At 74.4% G+C, this 15544-nt stretch carries 14 protein-coding genes; 9 read left to right on the forward strand and 5 right to left on the reverse strand.

Annotated elements, in window-relative coordinates:
- Positions 1 to 73 precede the first annotated feature (73 nt).
- From ACZ42A_RS04160 to ACZ42A_RS04175, 4 genes are all read right to left on the reverse strand, one after another.
- Positions 74 to 892 (reverse strand): AfsR/SARP family transcriptional regulator, encoded by an 819-nt coding sequence (locus tag ACZ42A_RS04160; RefSeq protein WP_468525567.1) that lies wholly within the window; start codon positions 890 to 892, stop codon positions 74 to 76.
- 322 nt (positions 893 to 1214) lie between these two features.
- Positions 1215 to 2432: an alpha/beta hydrolase family protein gene (locus tag ACZ42A_RS04165; RefSeq protein WP_468525568.1), complete on the reverse strand. Its 1218-nt coding sequence runs from the start codon at positions 2430 to 2432 to the stop codon at positions 1215 to 1217.
- A gap of 33 nt (positions 2433 to 2465) precedes the next feature.
- Complete coding sequence (locus ACZ42A_RS04170; protein WP_468525569.1) at positions 2466 to 3101, reverse strand: TetR/AcrR family transcriptional regulator; 636 nt, start codon at positions 3099 to 3101, stop codon at positions 2466 to 2468.
- Positions 3102 to 3233: 132 nt separating this feature from the next.
- Positions 3234 to 3938, reverse strand: coding sequence for a 4'-phosphopantetheinyl transferase family protein (locus tag ACZ42A_RS04175; protein WP_468525570.1), 705 nt, complete (start codon positions 3936 to 3938; stop codon positions 3234 to 3236).
- 209 nt (positions 3939 to 4147) lie between these two features.
- Here ACZ42A_RS04175 and ACZ42A_RS04180 point away from each other — a divergent pair, with 209 nt between their 5' ends.
- The 9 genes from ACZ42A_RS04180 to ACZ42A_RS04220 are packed head-to-tail and all read left to right on the forward strand — an operon-like array spanning position 4148 to position 14726.
- The gene (locus ACZ42A_RS04180) at positions 4148 to 5959 is read left to right on the forward strand and encodes a fatty acyl-AMP ligase (protein ID WP_468525571.1); all 1812 of its coding nucleotides are present in this window, start codon (positions 4148 to 4150) and stop codon (positions 5957 to 5959) included.
- 35 nt (positions 5960 to 5994) lie between these two features.
- Positions 5995 to 6288: an acyl carrier protein gene (locus tag ACZ42A_RS04185; protein ID WP_468525572.1), complete on the forward strand. Its 294-nt coding sequence runs from the start codon at positions 5995 to 5997 to the stop codon at positions 6286 to 6288.
- Positions 6285 to 9431, forward strand: a complete 3147-nt coding sequence (locus ACZ42A_RS04190) for a type I polyketide synthase (RefSeq protein WP_468525573.1) — start codon at positions 6285 to 6287, stop codon at positions 9429 to 9431. The genes ACZ42A_RS04185 and ACZ42A_RS04190 overlap by 4 nt, the downstream gene beginning before the upstream one ends.
- Positions 9428 to 10453 carry a 3-oxoacyl-ACP synthase III family protein gene (locus ACZ42A_RS04195; protein ID WP_468525574.1) on the forward strand — a complete coding sequence of 342 codons (1026 nt, stop codon included), beginning with the start codon at positions 9428 to 9430 and terminating at the stop codon, positions 10451 to 10453. Before ACZ42A_RS04190 ends, ACZ42A_RS04195 begins: the two co-directional genes overlap by 4 nt.
- Complete coding sequence (locus ACZ42A_RS04200) at positions 10450 to 12399, forward strand: HAD-IIIC family phosphatase (RefSeq protein ID WP_468525575.1); 1950 nt, start codon at positions 10450 to 10452, stop codon at positions 12397 to 12399. The genes ACZ42A_RS04195 and ACZ42A_RS04200 overlap by 4 nt, the downstream gene beginning before the upstream one ends.
- The gene (locus ACZ42A_RS04205; RefSeq protein ID WP_468525576.1) at positions 12396 to 12635 is read left to right on the forward strand and encodes a phosphopantetheine-binding protein; all 240 of its coding nucleotides are present in this window, start codon (positions 12396 to 12398) and stop codon (positions 12633 to 12635) included. Before ACZ42A_RS04200 ends, ACZ42A_RS04205 begins: the two co-directional genes overlap by 4 nt.
- Positions 12632 to 12823 (forward strand): hypothetical protein, encoded by a 192-nt coding sequence (locus ACZ42A_RS04210; RefSeq protein WP_468525577.1) that lies wholly within the window; start codon positions 12632 to 12634, stop codon positions 12821 to 12823. Before ACZ42A_RS04205 ends, ACZ42A_RS04210 begins: the two co-directional genes overlap by 4 nt.
- Positions 12820 to 13920, forward strand: a complete 1101-nt coding sequence (locus ACZ42A_RS04215) for an alpha/beta fold hydrolase (protein WP_468525578.1) — start codon at positions 12820 to 12822, stop codon at positions 13918 to 13920. Before ACZ42A_RS04210 ends, ACZ42A_RS04215 begins: the two co-directional genes overlap by 4 nt.
- Entirely contained in the window at positions 13917 to 14726 is an 810-nt protein-coding gene (locus ACZ42A_RS04220) for a thioesterase II family protein (RefSeq protein ID WP_468525579.1), read from the forward strand. Before ACZ42A_RS04215 ends, ACZ42A_RS04220 begins: the two co-directional genes overlap by 4 nt.
- Here the strand turns inward: ACZ42A_RS04220 and ACZ42A_RS04225 are convergent.
- Positions 14662 to 15543: an MBL fold metallo-hydrolase gene (locus tag ACZ42A_RS04225; RefSeq protein ID WP_468525580.1), complete on the reverse strand. Its 882-nt coding sequence runs from the start codon at positions 15541 to 15543 to the stop codon at positions 14662 to 14664. The two genes, ACZ42A_RS04220 and ACZ42A_RS04225, sit on opposite strands and share 65 nt — an antisense overlap.
- Position 15544: the final 1 nt, after the last annotated feature.

The raw sequence follows: 15544 nt of genomic DNA on the forward strand, positions 1-15544 counted from the left end.
CCGCCCGCACGTCAGGACGCCCGCCCGCACGCCAGGGCACCCCGTCCGCTCGTCAGGGCGCCCCGCCCGCTCGTCAGGGCGTCGCCGCCGGGAGGACGCCCGCTGCCTGGAGGCGGGACGGGTCTGCGCGGAGGATGGCTTCCTGGGCCAGGCGCAGGGACGGGCCGGGTTCGACGCCCAGTTCCTCCCGGATGACCCGGCGGGCGTGGTGATAGACGCCGAGGGCGTCGCCCTGGCGGCCCGCCCGGTACAGCGCGGCCATCAGCTGGCGGTAGAACGGCTCGCGCAGGGGGTGTTGGACGAGGAGGCCCTTGAGTTCCTCGATCACCTCGTGGTGGCGGCCGATCGCCAGGGCCGCGTCCATTGCCAGCTCGGTGCAGTTCAGCCGTTTCTCCTCCTGGACCGCGGCGAACGACTCGATCGCCACAGAGCCCGGCAGGCCTTCCAGAACCGGGCCGTGCCAACGGGTCAGCGCCCGCCGGAGCAGTTCGCACGCCTGCCGGAAATCGGCCGCGAAGTAGCGCTCCCGGCCATGCTCGTACAGCGCCTCGAATTCCTGGAAATCGGTCATCGCGCCGCTCACGTCGAGAATGTATCCGGGCGATGTGGTGACGATCGGGGACCCGCCTCGCGGTCCGCTCAGGAGTTTGCGCAACTGCGAGACGTACACCCGCAGGCTGGCGAAGGCACAGCGTGGCGGCTCCTGGTCCCACAGCTCCGCCACGAGCTTCTCGCCGGGTACCGCCTCCCCGGCCCTGACCAGCAGAAGGGCGAGCAGTTTGGCGAGTTTGGGCGCCTCGGGCGTCAGCTCGACGCCGCCGCGGGTGACCCGCAGCCGGCCCAGCAGTTCGTAGCGCAGCGGATGGTCGGCCGGTACAGAGGACAGGGACACAACTACCCCCCGAATGCGCGGTGCGCATTCAACTAAAGTCCGGTTCCCCCGTCCGTCCCCAGGTCGGGACGTCTATTACTCGATGGTATCTGCTTTCGCCGGAAGCCTATGTCAGCTCGTTGCCCGTTACCAGTCCCGCCTCGTTACACCGGCATTAAAGCGAACGGAACTTGCCCGGTTCCGACCCCCACGGCCGTAAAGAATTCAGCCATTTCCGAGGGCGGTGGGGAAACGCCGACAGCCCGGACCGCCGGAGGGCGGGCCGGGCTGTCCGGGCCGTTTCGGGAGGGTGTTTCCAGTCGATGCGGCGGGCCGCCGCGGGTCACGCCGCGACGGGCCGCTCCCCGCCGAGCGTGCGGTCCAGCCAGGCGAACAGCCGGTCGTGGAAGAGGTGCATCGCGCCGGAGTGGCAGTGCGCGCCGCCGCCCTCGTCGGCCGTGAAGACGTACAGGGTCTTCGGCGCGTTCAGGCCGGTGTAGACCTTCTTCGCGTGCTCGAGTCCGGCGAAGAACATGTCCTCTTCGGCGTCGAGCACCAGTACCGGGCAGCGGACCCGGCCGATCACCTCGGACAGGCCGAACGCGGGGAGCACCCGCAGGAGTTGGGAGGGGGTGGCCGCGCCGAAGGTCCACAGCGCCTGGCGCAGCAGCCAGCGGGTGAACGTCTGCTGCGCGGCGATGCCCCACATCACCGGGTCGGCGAAGTCGTCGCATCCCTGCTCGACCCACTCCAGCACGAACGGCGGCAGCGCCACCACGTCGCCGAGCTGCCAGACGGCGTCGTGGGCGACGCAGCCGGCCAGCCGGTGCTCGAACGCGGCGGCCCGCACCGCGAGCAGTCCGCCGAGGCTGGTGCCGACCAGGACGACGCGGTCGGGGTCGACGCCGGGCAGGTCCAGGGCGTAGTCCACCACCGGGGTGACCACCTTCTCCCAGTCCGGCCGGAACACCAGCCCCTGGTCGCGGAGGACCGAGCCCTGGCCGGGGCCCTCGAAGCACAGGCAGTCGTAGCCGCGGGCCAGGGCCGCCGCGGCGACGAAGAACCAGCCCTCCTCCAGGGTGGAGTCGATGCCGCCGTGGTGGATGACGAGCGGGCGGGGCGCGCCGGAGTCGCCGGCGGCGCGGTAGAGGTAGCCGGGCAGCGAGGTGTCCTCGTAGGGAATGCGGACGAACTCGGGCGGCCGGTCCATGAGTTCGGCCGCGTCGGCGAAGGTCTCCCGGGACAGCCGCATCAGCCGCAGGGCCTCCGCGTCGTGCGGGTCGTCGCGCTGGAAGAACTCGGCGGTGCGGTAGTAGTTGTGGGCGCGCAGCAGGGCCGCCCGGGCGTCCACGGTGCGGCCCTCGCCGCGGGCCGTGGTGCCGAGGCGGTGGACGCGTTCGGCGAGCGCGGCCCAGGACCGCCGCCAGGCCTCGGTGTCGCCGTCGGGGATCCGGGAGGCGACCGCGACGACCTCCCCGAGCTGCGCACCGCCGTAGTCGGCGTAGCCGGCGGTGCGCAGGGCCTGGTAGTCGAAGGCGGGGTCGTCGAAGAGGAAGCTCATGGCAGCGGCTCCTGAAGCGTCGGGGAGGTGCTTCTACGGCGTGCCGGGGTCCGTCCCGGCGGGGTGTGCACGGGTTCCGTTCAGGAAGGTGTCGACGATGGTCTCGGCGAAGGCGGCGGACTCGACGGGACGCTGGCGGAGGATCAGCCGGACGGCCATCGGTCCGACGAGCAGTTCGACGGCGTCGTCCGGGTCGAGTCCGGGGCGCAGTTCACCGCTCTCGACGCCCTCGCGCAGGACCCGGACCAGAGCCTCGCGCCGGGCGGCGACGACGGTCTCCTCGAAGCGCGCGACCAGGTGCGGCCGGCGTACGGCCTCCCCGAGGAGGCTGCCGATCAGCCGGTGCAGCGGGGTGTCCTGGCCGCGGTGGCGCAGCTGGTCCACGAGGGTCACCAGTTTCTCCCGCAGCCCGAGCCCGTCCAGCGGGGGCACGGGCAGGTCGAGGGAGCCCAGCGCGGCGAGCACCAGTTCCTCCTTGTTGCGCCAGCGCCGGTAGACGGTGGCGCGGGCGACCCCGGCCCGCTGGGCGACCAGGTCCATGGACAGCTCGGCGAAGCTGCACCCCTCGCCGAGCAGGCCGAGGGTGCTGTCGAGGATGGCCCGGTCGGCGGCGGGGTCGCGCCGCCGGCCGCCCCGGTGCGTCCGGTCGGTGCGAGGCGGGGTGGGCATGGGGCCTCCGTGGGGTGGGGCCACGCCAAGAGGCGTCGGACGGGCGGGAGACGAGGCGGCGCGCGCGGTGCGGGGCGGCCCGCGTTCGACGCTAGACCCGGCGGGTAAACGAGTCAACGGTGTATCGAAACATCATTGACTCGAATCTCGGGGCGGCGCCTCCGGCCCCACCGCGACGGCGACCAGAAGGCCCCCGGCGGTCTCGGCGCAGCGCAACTGCCAGCCGTCGCCGGGGTGTTCGGTGTCGACGCGGGTGAAGTCCCAGGCCAGTCCCACGCCGAGCGCCTTGGTGTAGGCCTCCTTCAGCGTCCACAGCCGTACCAGGCGCACGTTGCGCTCCCCGGGCGGCAGCCCACGCAGCTCCGCCCGTTCCCGGGGGTGGCAGATCTTTCCGGCCAGCGCGAGCAGCGAGCGGTCCCGGGCCTCGGCGTCGACACCGATCAGCCGCCCGCGGGCCACCCCGACGACCAGCGCGTCCGCGGTGTGGCTGAGCCCCGCGTCCAGTCCGGCGGGCGCGTACACCACCGGCCGCCCCCGCCCGTCCCGCCCCAGCCGCACCCGCTCCGGCGCGCTGCCGTCCGCCGCGGCCACGGCCCACCGCAGCAGCGTCCGGGAGCCCACCAGGCGCTCCCGTACGACGGGTTGGCGCGCGGCCCGGTAGCGCGGCCAGTCCGCGCCGAGCAGCGCGGCGACGTCCGGCCCGGCGGCCCGCGCCCAGTCCGCCGACCGCCCGTGACACACCACGTGCCCGTGCCGCCGTACGGCCTCCCGGACCGCCCGCCGGGCGCCGGCGTCACCCGGCGTCACGGGCCCGACGAGTGACGGTGCGTCACCCATGTACGCCTCCTTCTCCGGCACCGCGTGCCAGCACGGACCGTGCCCCCGTGGACACCCACCGTTGTACCGGCGCGGCCGGCGGCCGTCAGGCGAACCCGCCACCCGTGACGTGCGCTGCAATTTTCGCTTTACGCGGGCTTTTCACCTCTCCCCAAGGCTGAACCCACCGGATGGCACTCGGTGCCGACCCGACCGTGAGAGGACAGCCTGTGCCGCACCAGCCCCAGCACCGAACGTTGACGGACGCCGTACGCCACGGCGTCGACCGTCACCCCGAGCGCGCCGCGTTCGTGTATCTGCACGAGGACGGCCCCGACCTGCGGCCGGAGCGGATCACCTACGCCGAACTGGACCGGCGGGCCCGCGTGGTGGCGACCCGGCTGCGCCAGTCGTCCCAGGGCGATCCCGCCCGCCCGGTCCTGCTGCTGTTTCCGCCCACCCTCGACTTCGTCACCGCGTTCCTGGGCTGCTTCTACGCCGGCCGTACGGCCATCCCCGCGCCGCTGCCCGACGAGCCGGGCGAACGGCTGGCCCGGGTCGGCGGCATCCTGCGGGACGCGCGAGTGGGAGCCGTGCTGACACTCCCCGAGTACCGGCAGCCGATCGGCGCCTGGCTGGCCGCCTCCGGCGAGCGGGACGTGGTGTGCCTGTCAGGGGCCGTCGGGGACGAGGACCGGGACGCCGATCCGGACCTGTGGACGCCGCCCGCGGTCCGGGACACCGATGTGGCGTTCCTCCAGTACAGCTCGGGCTCGACCAGCCGGCCGAAGGGCGTGATGGTCACCCACGCCAATCTCGCCGCCAACGAGGAGGCCATCCGCGCGGCCATGCAGACCCCGGACGGGGTGGTGGCGGGCAGCTGGCTGCCGCTCTACCACGACATGGGGCTCATCGGGATGACGCTCCAGCCGCTGTGGGTGGGCGGCACCAGTGTGCAGATGTCGCCGATCGCGTTCGTCAAACAGCCGCACCGCTGGCTGCGGATGATCCACGACTACCGGGTGGAGGGCACCGCCTCGCCCGACTTCGGCTACGAGCTGTGCGTCCGCCGGGTCACCGAGGAGCAGGCCGCCGGACTCGACCTGTCCTGTCTGCGGGTGGCGCTCAACGGGGCCGAGCCGGTGCGCGCGGAGACCGTGCGCGCGTTCGTCCGGCGGTTCTCCGGCCACGGGCTGCGCCCCGAGGCGATCCTGCCGTGCTACGGGCTGGCGGAGAACACCCTGCTGGTCTCCAGCGGCGACACCGAGGCCCCGCACCTCGAACTCACCGTGGACGCGCACGCGCTGGAGCGCGACGAAGTGCGGCCCGCGCGCAGCGACCGCCCGGCCCGCACCCTGGTCGGCTGCGGCCGGCCGAGGGACACCGAGGTGCTGATCGCGGACCCGGTCTCGCTGGAGGTGCTGCCGGACGGCCGGATCGGCGAGATCTGGCTGCGCGGCCCGTCGGTGGCCGCCGGCTACTGGAACCGGGAGGAACTGACCACCGAGACCTTCCGGGCGGCGACGGCCGACGGCCGCACCGGCTACTTCCGCACCGGCGACCTCGGCGCCCTGCTCGACGGCGAGCTGTACGTCACCGGCCGGATCAAGGAGATGCTGATCCAGCACGGCCGCAACCTCTACCCGCAGGACATCGAACAGGCCGTGCAGGACACGGAGGAGGCCTTCCGGCGCGGCGGCGGCGCGGTCTTCACCGTCGCCGGGGACGACGACCGGTCCCATGTCGTCGTCGTGCAGGAGCTGCGCAACCGGGTCGCGGACGAGGTCGACCTGCCCCGGCTGGCCACCGGGGTGCAGGCGCTGCTGAGCCGCCGGTTCCAGCTGCCCGCGGTGAGCGTGGTGCTGGTGCGGCAGGGCGTCATCCGCAAGACCACCAGCGGCAAGACCCAGCGCGTCCTGATGCGCCGGCTCTTCCTCGACGGCGCCCTGCCCGTGCTGCACCAGCGCCTGACCCCGCCGGTCGCCGGACTCCTCCCGGCGACGCGGGGTGCGGTCCCGGCCGCGGAGCCCTCGCACCTCTGACCACCGATGCCGACCCGCGAAGAGAGAAGCACGCCATGAGCATCGCCCCTGACACCCGTACGACCCTGGACCCGCGTTCGGCCGCCGGACTGGAGGCCTGGCTGACCGAGCGGGTCGCCTTCCACCTCCACCAGGCGCCCGAGGAGATCGACCCGGACACCCCGCTCGCGGACTACGGGATCGACTCGGTCGCGGCCATCAGCATCTGCGGCGAGATCGAGGAACGCCACCGGATCGCGGTCGCGCCGACCGTCGCCTACGACTTCCCGACCGTACGGGCGCTCACCGGCCACCTCGTCGACCTGCTGGACGGCGGAGCCCGGTCATGACCGAGCGCGAACCGATCGCGGTCGTCGGTCTCGACTGCCGCTTCCCGGGCGCCCGCGACGCACAGGAGTACTGGTCGCTGCTGCGGGACGGCCGGGACGGCACCGGCCGGGTGCCCGCCCAGCGGTGGGACGCCGACCGCTGGCACGCGCCCTCGACCGGCTCCCCGGGCCGCACGAACACCACCCGCGGTGGGTTCATCGACGACCCGGACGCCTTCGACCCGGGCTTCTTCGGCATCGCCCCGCGCGAGGCGCAGGCGATGGACCCCCAGCAGCGGCTGCTGCTCCAGTGCGCGTGGCGCGCCCTGGAGGACGCCGCGATCGCGCCGCAGGACCTGGCGGGCACCGACACCGGGGTGTTCGTCGGGGTGATGGCCAACGAGTGGGCGTTCCTCCAGCTCGCCGACTACGACCGGATCACCGCCCGGCACGGCTCCGGCAACGGCTACTTCATGGGCGCCAACCGGGTCTCGTACCACCTCGACCTGAGGGGCCCGAGCCTCGCCGTGGACACCGCCTGCTCGTCCTCGCTGGTCGCCGTGCACCTGGCGGTGAACGCGCTGCGCTCGGGCGAGTGCGACCACGCGCTGGCCGCCGGAACGAACCTGATCATGACACCGGTGCTGAACATCTTCTACGCCCAGGCCGGGCTCTCGGCGCCGGACGGCCGCTGCAAGCCGTTCAGCGCCGACGCCGACGGCATCGGCCGGGCGGAGGGCGTGGCCGTGCTGGTGCTGCGCCGGCTGCGGGACGCGCTGGCGGACCGTCAGCCGGTGTACGCGGTGCTGAAGGAGACCGGCACCAACCAGGACGGCCGCAGCAACGGCATCACCGCGCCCAACCGGTGGGCGCAGCAGCGGCTCGTCGAGTCGGTGTGGCGGCGGGCCGGGGTGACGGCCGACGACATCCGGTTCGTCGAGGCGCACGGCACCGGCACCCTGCTCGGCGACTTCATCGAGGCGCAGGCGCTGGGCGAGCTGACCGCCGGGCGCGCCGCGGGCACGGTGGCGCTGGGCTCGGTCAAGAGCAACATCGGGCACGCGGAGGGCGCCGCCGGCATCGCGGGGCTGATCAAGGCGGTGCTGGCACTGCACCACCGCACGGTGCCGCCGAGCCGGTTCGCCGACCGGGAGAACCCGAAGCTGGACCTCTCCGGGCGCCGGCTGACGCTGCTCAAGGCGCCGTTGCGGCTGCCGCCCGGCCCCGTGCACGCGGCGGTCAGCAGCTTCGGCATGGGCGGCACCAACGCCCACGCGGTACTGGGCAGCGCGCCCCGCACGGTGCACCGCGGCACCCCGGGCGCGCCGGGCGTGTTCACCGTCTCCGCGCGCACCCCGGAGCGGCTGCGCGCCAATCTGCTGGCACAGGCGGAGGGGCTGGCCCGCCGTCCGGAGGGCCGGCTGGCACAGCTGTGCTGGACGAGCAACCGGGTCAAGTCCCGGCTGCCGCACCGGGCGGCCGTGGCCGCGGGCGATCTGCCCGCGCTGGTCGACGGGTTGCGCGCGGCGGCCGAGCGGGCCGGGGAGCGTGAGGCGGCGGAGGGCGGACGGCGGGCGGTGCCGTCGGTGGCGTTCGCGTTCACCGGGCAGGGCTCCCAGCACCCGCGGATGGCCGCCTCCTGGTACGCCTCGTGTCCCGCCTACGCACGCCACTTCGACGAGATCGACAAGGTGCTCGCCCCGTACACCGAGCGCTCGGTGCGCGAGGTGGTGCTCGACGGGGACCCGGCCGTGCACCGGGCGCGGTTCGCCCAGCCGGCGCTGTTCGCGGTCGGGTACGCGATGGCCGCGACGCTGGCGGAGGCCGGGATCCGGCCGGCCTCCGTCCTCGGGCACAGCATCGGGGAGTTCGCCGCCGCCGCGGTCGCCGGGGCGCTCGATCCGGCGGACGCGGCCCGGCTGGTCGCCCGGCGCGGGGCGCTGATGGAGGAGCTGCCGGCGGACGGCGGGATGCTCGCGGCGGCACTGGACGCGGCGTCGGCCGAGGAGCTGGTGGCGGGCCGGCCACGGCTCTCCGTGGCCGTCGTGAACGGGCCGCGCAGCACGGTGATCGCCGGAGATCTGGGGGAACTGGCCGCCGTGGAGGAGGAGTTGCGCGGGCGCGGGGTGGGTGTGCGGCGGCTCGACGTCTCGCACGCCTTCCACTCGCCGCTGATGCGACCCGTGGTGGCGGAGTTCCGCGCCGAGTGCGCCGAGGTGGCCGCCCGGCGGCCGGTGCTGCCGGTGTACTCGACGGTGTACGGCCGGGCGCTGAGCGGCGTGGAGAGCCTGGACGCCGACTACTGGGCGCGGCAGATCACCGCGCCGGTCCGGTTCGCGGAGGCCGCCGGGGACCTGCTGGGCGGCGGGGTCACGCACGTGGTGGAGATCGGGCCGCGTGCGGTGCTCACCCCGCTGCTGGCCCGGCTGGCGGCGGACGCCGGGCATCCGGCGAGCCTGCACGCCGCGCACCCCGGCGAGCAGGCCCCCGCGTTCCGGCCCCAGCAGCTGCTCGGCGAGCTGTGGTGCGCCGGGCTCGCCCCGGAGTGGGACGTGCTGTACGCGGAGGCGGACCGGGTGCCGCGGCGGCTGCCGCCGTACGTCTTCGACGACACCTTCCGGGCATGGCGCTCCGGCGGGGCGCCCGTCCGGACGGAGGTACCCGGGCCGTCCGGAGCGGACCTGGGCGAACCGGCCGCTCGGCTGGGCACGGCCGGGGGTTCGGACATCGGCGAACCGGCCGCGCGGCTGGGCGCGGACGGGGCTTCGGACATCGGCGAACCGGCCGCGCGGCTGGGTACGGCCGGGGCTTCGGACGTCGGCGAACAGGCCCCGCAGCAGGGCACGGACGCGCCCTCGGACCTCCGCGAACCGGCCGCGCCGCGCGGCTCCGCCGAGGCGCCCGACGCGCTCGGCACGCTGACCCGCCGGCTGGTCTGCCGGATCGGCGGGCACGAGCCGGAGCGGGTGCGCGACGACGCGCGGCTCCACGAGGACCTCGGTTTCGACTCGATCCGCGTGATGGAGCTGAAGGCCCGTATCGAGCACGAGCTGCCGCGGCTCGGCACGCTCCCGGTCGAGGAACTGCTCGCCAGTCTGCGCACGGTGGGCGACCTCGTCGGATATCTGCGCGACCGCCACACCGCCCTGGAGGGAACCCCATGACCGACGCCCCCACTGTCCATCTCGCCTCCGTGGGCACCTGTCTGCCCGGCGAACCGGTGGACAACGCCACCCTCGCCAAGCTCGTCGGCGTCGACGAGACATGGGCCGAGATGTTCATCGGCAACACCAGCCGCTACTTCGCCGTCGACCTGGCGACCGGCCAGGTCCGGCACACCCTGGCCGACCTCGCGGCGACCGCCGCCGACCGGGCGCTGGCGGACGCCGGTCTGGAGCCGTACGACATCGACGGCATCGTCATGGGCACGGCCACCCCGGACCAGCTGATGCCGGCGACCGTGAACCTCGTCGCGGACCGGCTGGGCATCGACAACGTGCCCACCTATCAGCTCCAGTCGGGCTGCGCGGGCGCCGTGCAGGCCCTGGACATGGCCCGCACCCTGCTGCTGGCGGGGCGCTGCCGGACCGTGCTGGTGATCGGCGGCGACGTGTGCGCCAAGCATCTGGAGACCGACTTCGACCCGGGCACCCGCACCTCTGCCGAGCTCGTGAACTACGTGCTGTTCGGCGACGGGGCCGGAGCCGCCGTGCTCACCGCGGAGCCGGCCGGGCAGGGCATCGCGGTCCGCCAGGTGCTCAACCGGCTGGTGGGCCTGGGCCGGGAGCCCGGCCAGGTCATCGACTGGTTCGGTCTGGGCGACCGGCACAGCGACCGCACGGCGGTCTCCGAGGACTACAAGGCGATCGAGGAGACGGTCCCGGTGCTGGCCCAGCAGATGTTCTGGGAGCTGCTGGAGGACCTGGGCTGGGGCGCCGACGAGGTGGACTTCCTGCTGCCGCCACAGCTGTCCGGGCGGATGAGCGACCGGATCTCCGCGGGAATGCCCGCGCCGGACGCCCGCCGGATCAACGTGGTCCGGCACGTCGGCAACAACGGCAACGCGCTGCCGTTCCTCCAGCTCGACGAGTTGCTGCGGCAGTGGGACGCGCCGGGGCGGGCCGTCGCGGTGGCCGTGGAGTCCAGCAAGTGGATCAAGTCCGGTATCGCATTGGAGCGGTCATGACCCAGACGTCCGTCTCACCGGCCGAGGAGGCCACCGGCGCCTGGCACGACCCCGGCGCCCTGAACACCGTGCGCACCCTGCACCGGTCCGGGAGGCTCGCCGCCGAGTACGGCGCCGTACGCGGGCTGCTGACGCGGATGCCCCCGGCCGACCTGCCGGCCGCCGGGCAGCTGCTGGCCCGGCTCGACCCGCAGGAGGTACGGCGGCACGCCCCCGATGTCACCGTCGTGCCGGTCGCGCTCACCGGCCACTCCACGGTGGCGCCGCTGGTGGCACCGCTCACCGCCGAACTGGCCCGGCACGGGCTGCTGTTGGCTGCGCGGGTCGCGCCGTACGGGTCGTACCTCCAGGATCTGGCGCGCCCCGCCGACGACGACGGGCAGCCGCAGATCACGCTCTGTCTGCTCGACGCGCACACGGTCTTCGACGAGGTCACCGTGCCCTGGCGGGCCACGGACGTCGAGGCCGCCGCGCGGGCCCGGCTGGCGCTGCTCGCCGGGGCGGTGCGCGCCCATCAGGAGGCCGGGCGCGGGCTGCTCGTCCTCAACACCGTGCCGCTGCCCCGCCGCTTCAGCCATCAGCTGGTGGATCTGCGGTCCCGGGCCCGGCTCGGCGCGGTGTGGCGGGAGTTCAACAGCGGGCTGCTGGAGCTGGCGGATCGCCACCCGGGCGTGGTGACCGTGGATCTCGATCCGCTGGTCGCGGAAGGCGTCCCGGCGGTCGAGCCGCGCACCGCGCAGTACGCCCGCGCCCGGCTGTCCGGTCCGCTGCTCGCCGCCTACGCCCGGGAGGCCGGACATGTCGTACGGGCCCGGCTCGGCCGCACCCGCAAGGTGCTGGTGCTGGATCTGGACGGCACGCTGTGGGGCGGGGTGCTCGGCGAGGCCGGGCCCGGCGGGATCGAGCTGGGCGCGGGGCTGCGCGGCGAGGCCTTCCAGGAGTTCCAGCGGACGGTGAAACAGCTGGGCGCGCAGGGCGTGCTGCTGGCCGTCAGCAGCAAGAACGACGACGCCCTGGTGCGGGAGGCCCTGCGCACCCACCCCGGGATGCTGCTGCGCGAGGACGACTTCGTGCGCGTCAACGCCAACTGGAAGGCCAAGCACGACAATCTGCGGGACATCGCCGACCGGCTCGGGCTCGGCCTGGACAGCTTCGTCTTCGTCGACGACAGCCTCTTCGAGTGCGGGCTGGTCGCCGAGCGGCTGCCGGAGGTCGCGGTGGTGCGGGTCGACGAGGAACCGGCGCTGCATCCGTCGGCGCTGCTGACGGACGGCTGGTTCGACCTGTTCGAGCTGACCGAGGCCGACCTGGAGCGGTCCGGCCGCTATCGCACCGAGGCGCTGCGCCAGGAGTTCCGCGAGGACACCGGCTCCTACCAGGAGTATCTGGACGGTCTGGGCATCGAGCTGGAGCTGCGCCCGCCGCACGAGGCGGAGCTGGCCCGGGTCTCCCAGCTGACCCTGCGCACCAACCAGTTCCATCTGGCCACCGAACGCCTTCAGGTGCCGGAAGTCGCCGCCTGGCGGGAACGGCCCGGCCGGCAGGTGATCGCGGTCCGCGCCCGGGACCGGTTCGGCGACCACGGGCTGATCGGCGCGCTGTTCCTGCGTCGCGACGGCGACGAACTGAGCATCGACAACTTCGTGCTCAGCTGCCGGGTGTTCGCCCGGGGCATCGAGGCGGGCTGCGTGGCGGCCGTGCTGGACTTCGCGCGCTCGGCAGGGGCCCGGTGGGTGACGGGCCGCTATGTGCCCTCGCCGCGCAACACCGCCTTCGCGGCCTTCTACGCCGAGCACGGGTTCACCGCCGTCGCAGCCGGTCCGGACGACCCGGACGCCGTGCGTTTCCGCCACGACCTGAAGGACATCGCCCCCGCCCCGGCTCATCTGCGGCTGGACGCCACGTTCGAATCGCTCGACCCGACCACGGACGGAGACCGCCCATGACCACCGCCCTCGACGGCACCACCGGGTTCCGCACGCTGCTGGAGGAGGAGCTGGGCCTGCTCGTCGGCCCCGACGACCTCGACCGTCCGCTGGACGACTTCCCCGAGTGGGACTCGGTGCTGCTGCTGCGGCTGGTGACCGTCGCGGAGAGCGCCGTCGGCCGGCGGATCCCCGTGGTGGATCTGCTGGAGGCCCGGACGTTCCGGCAGCTGTACGAGGCGGTGGCGGGCCGATGACGACTCCCCCGCCCCCGCCCCCGCCCGCCGACGACACCCGGCCGTGCCTGCGCTTCCACGCCCTGTTCCTCGACACCCAGCTGGAACTCGTCTGCCCGCCCGGCCTGACACGGCTGCTCACCGGCCGCCGCAAGGCCGTACCGCCCGTCCCCGACCCGCCGGTGCGGCAGCAGGGAGCGGCCCGATGATCAGCACCGCAGAGCTGTGCCGGTTCGCCCTGCCGCACGCGCACGCCCAGGGCGTCCCCGGCGACGTCCTGCACCGGGTGCTCGGGAGCCTGAGGGAGAACGCGGATCCCGGCGCCTGGACCCACACCTGGTCCTCGCTGGGCCGGGCGGCCGAGGCCCGCGGCCGGGACCTGGACGCCGTCCGCGCCTACGCGCTGGCCCGCTTCCCGTACGTCGACGGCCCGGCGCGGCAGGCGGCGCAGGACGCCTGTGTGGCGGCCTTCGACCGCTGGCGCACCCGGGTCCGCGGGATCTCCCGGCTCGATCTGCCGTTCGACGACACGGGGTTCGCCTGCTGGGCGGCCGGGCTGTCCCGGCGCGAGCCGCTGCCGCTGGTCCTCGTCGTCGGCGGGATCACCGGCGTCAAGGAACAGTGGGCGCCGGTGCTCGCCGACGCCGGGCGGCTGGGCGCGGCGGTCGTGGTGACCGAGCTGCCCGGCGTGGGCGAGAACGGGCTCACCGCCGGGGAGGACGGCAGCCGCATGCTGACGCATCTGCTGGATCTGCTCGGCCGGGCCGCCGACACCTCGCGCACCTGTGTGGTGGGGCTGAGTTTCGGCGGGCATCTGGCCCTGCGGCAGGCCCTGCGCGACGAGCGGATCCGGGGGGTGGCCGCGGTCGGCGCGCCGGTGCGCGACTTCTTCGTGCGCGCCGCGCGCGGCGGCCCGGTGCCGCACCTGGTGAGCCTGACGCTGTCCCATCTGCTGCGCACGCCGGTGGACCGGCTGCCGCGCACACTGGCCGACTGGGCGCTGGACGAGGAGGAACTGGCCGGACTGCGCACGCCGGTGGCGTATGTGGCGAGCCGCGGCGACGCGGTGGTGCCGCACTCCGACGCCGAACTGCTGGGGCGCAGCGTGCCCCGGCTGCGGCTGGTGGAGAGCGACGTGCTCGGCGGGTCGCCCGAGCGCGCGGCCGAGACCCGGCTGTGGCTGCTGGCGCAGGCGCTGCGGATGAGCGGCGCGGCGGGGGCGGTACGGCGGTCCGCCGCGTGCCGGGCCCGGGTGCTGCGGGCCCGGCACCGGCTCGCCCGTACGCCGGCCGGAGGGCGGGCATGACGACCAGCACGACGGCCCCGAGCCTGGTCCGGGCGCCCCGCGCGGACGCCCGGCTGCGGCTGTTCTGTTTCCATCACGCGGGTGGCGGGGCCTCGTTCTTCGCCTCGTGGCCCGCCCGGGTGCCGCCCGGCGTCGACGTGCTGCCGGTGCAGCTGCCGGGCCGGGAGGCCCGCTTCCGGGAGCGCCGCTTCCAGGACGCCGGGGAGGTGGTGGCGGCCCTGGACCGGGAGCTGGGGCCGCTGCTCGACGCGGGGCCCTGGGCGGCGTACGGGCACAGCATGGGCGCGCTGCTCGCCGCCGGGCTGACGGCGGCCCGGCTGCGGGCGGGCGGGCGCGGTCCCGAGGCGCTGTTCCTGGGGGCGTACGCGGCCCCGCACCGCACGCCGACGCTGCCACAGCCCGACGCCTACGACGACGTCGGGCTGGCCCGGGCGCTGGTGGACTTCGGGGGTCTCGACCCGGTGTTCCTGGAGCGGGAGGACTGGCTGCGGGCGCTGCTGCCCGTGGTCCGGGACGATCTGCGGATCTGCGCCAGCCATCACCGCGCGGGCCTGCCGGACCCGCGGGACGCGCGGGCCCGGCTGCCGGTGCGGGCCGAGGCCTTCGCCGGCACCGGTGACACGCTGGTCGACCCGGAGGGCGTGCGGGCCTGGGGGCGGTACGTACGGGACTTCAATCTGACGTCCGTCCCCGGCGGTCACTTCTTTCCGCGCGAGGCCCCGGAGCCGTTCTTCGCGCTGCTCAACCGGTCCCTGGCCCGGCTGACGGCGGCCCTGCCGGGCGCACCACCCGAGGCACCCGGCTGATCCGCCGCTCGATCTCGTCGGCGTTCTTCTCGTACAGGCCGCGCTGGTCCTGGATGCCGGGCATGGTCCACAGCCGCCGGGAGGTGCCGTCCGCGAAGACGAGGCCCGGGGTGTCGGGGCGCAGTCCGGTGAGGGTGAGGGAGAAGTCCGCCAGGTAGTCGATGCCGCCGTCCTGGGTGAGCCGGAAGGGGCGGTCGTGGCCGGGGTAGATGACGTCGGACACGGCCAGCACCCGGTCGATGCTGCGGGCGGCGGCGTCGGCGTCCCAGAACACCAGCGGGTTGCGGCGGGTCTGGGCGACGTACGCGAAATGGAGGGCGTCGCCGGTGATGGTGGCGCGGCCCGCCTCGGTCTCCACGACCACGCCGATGCTGCCGGGCGAGTGGCCGGGCAGGGCGATCGCCTCGACGCCGGGGATGATGTCCTCGCCGTCCGCGACCTCCCGCACGGGCAGCTGTTCCAGGAGCAGGCCCGTCCAGGCGGGTGTCGCCCAGTCGTTGGTGTGCGGGGTGTGGGCGTAGCGCCGTTCGTCGGCGTGCAGGACCAGGGTGGCGTGCGGGAACAGGTCGATGTTCTGGACGTGGTCCCAGTGGGCGTGGGTGAGGACGACGGTGTCGATGTCGGCCGCGGTCAGCCCGTGCGCGGCCAGCGCGTCCCACAGGAAGGGGCGGCGGCCGACGTGCGCGGCGTCGACCAGGATGTTCCGCGGCCGCCCGGCGGCGTCCGGGCCGCGCACCAGGAAGACCCCGCAGAAGGCCGGGTATCCCTGGTCGGTGTCGACGGCGAAGCCGGGCAGCAGGATGTCGATCGTCGGCATG

The sequence above is a fragment of the Streptomyces sp. NPDC030838 genome (genome assembly GCF_055572035.1).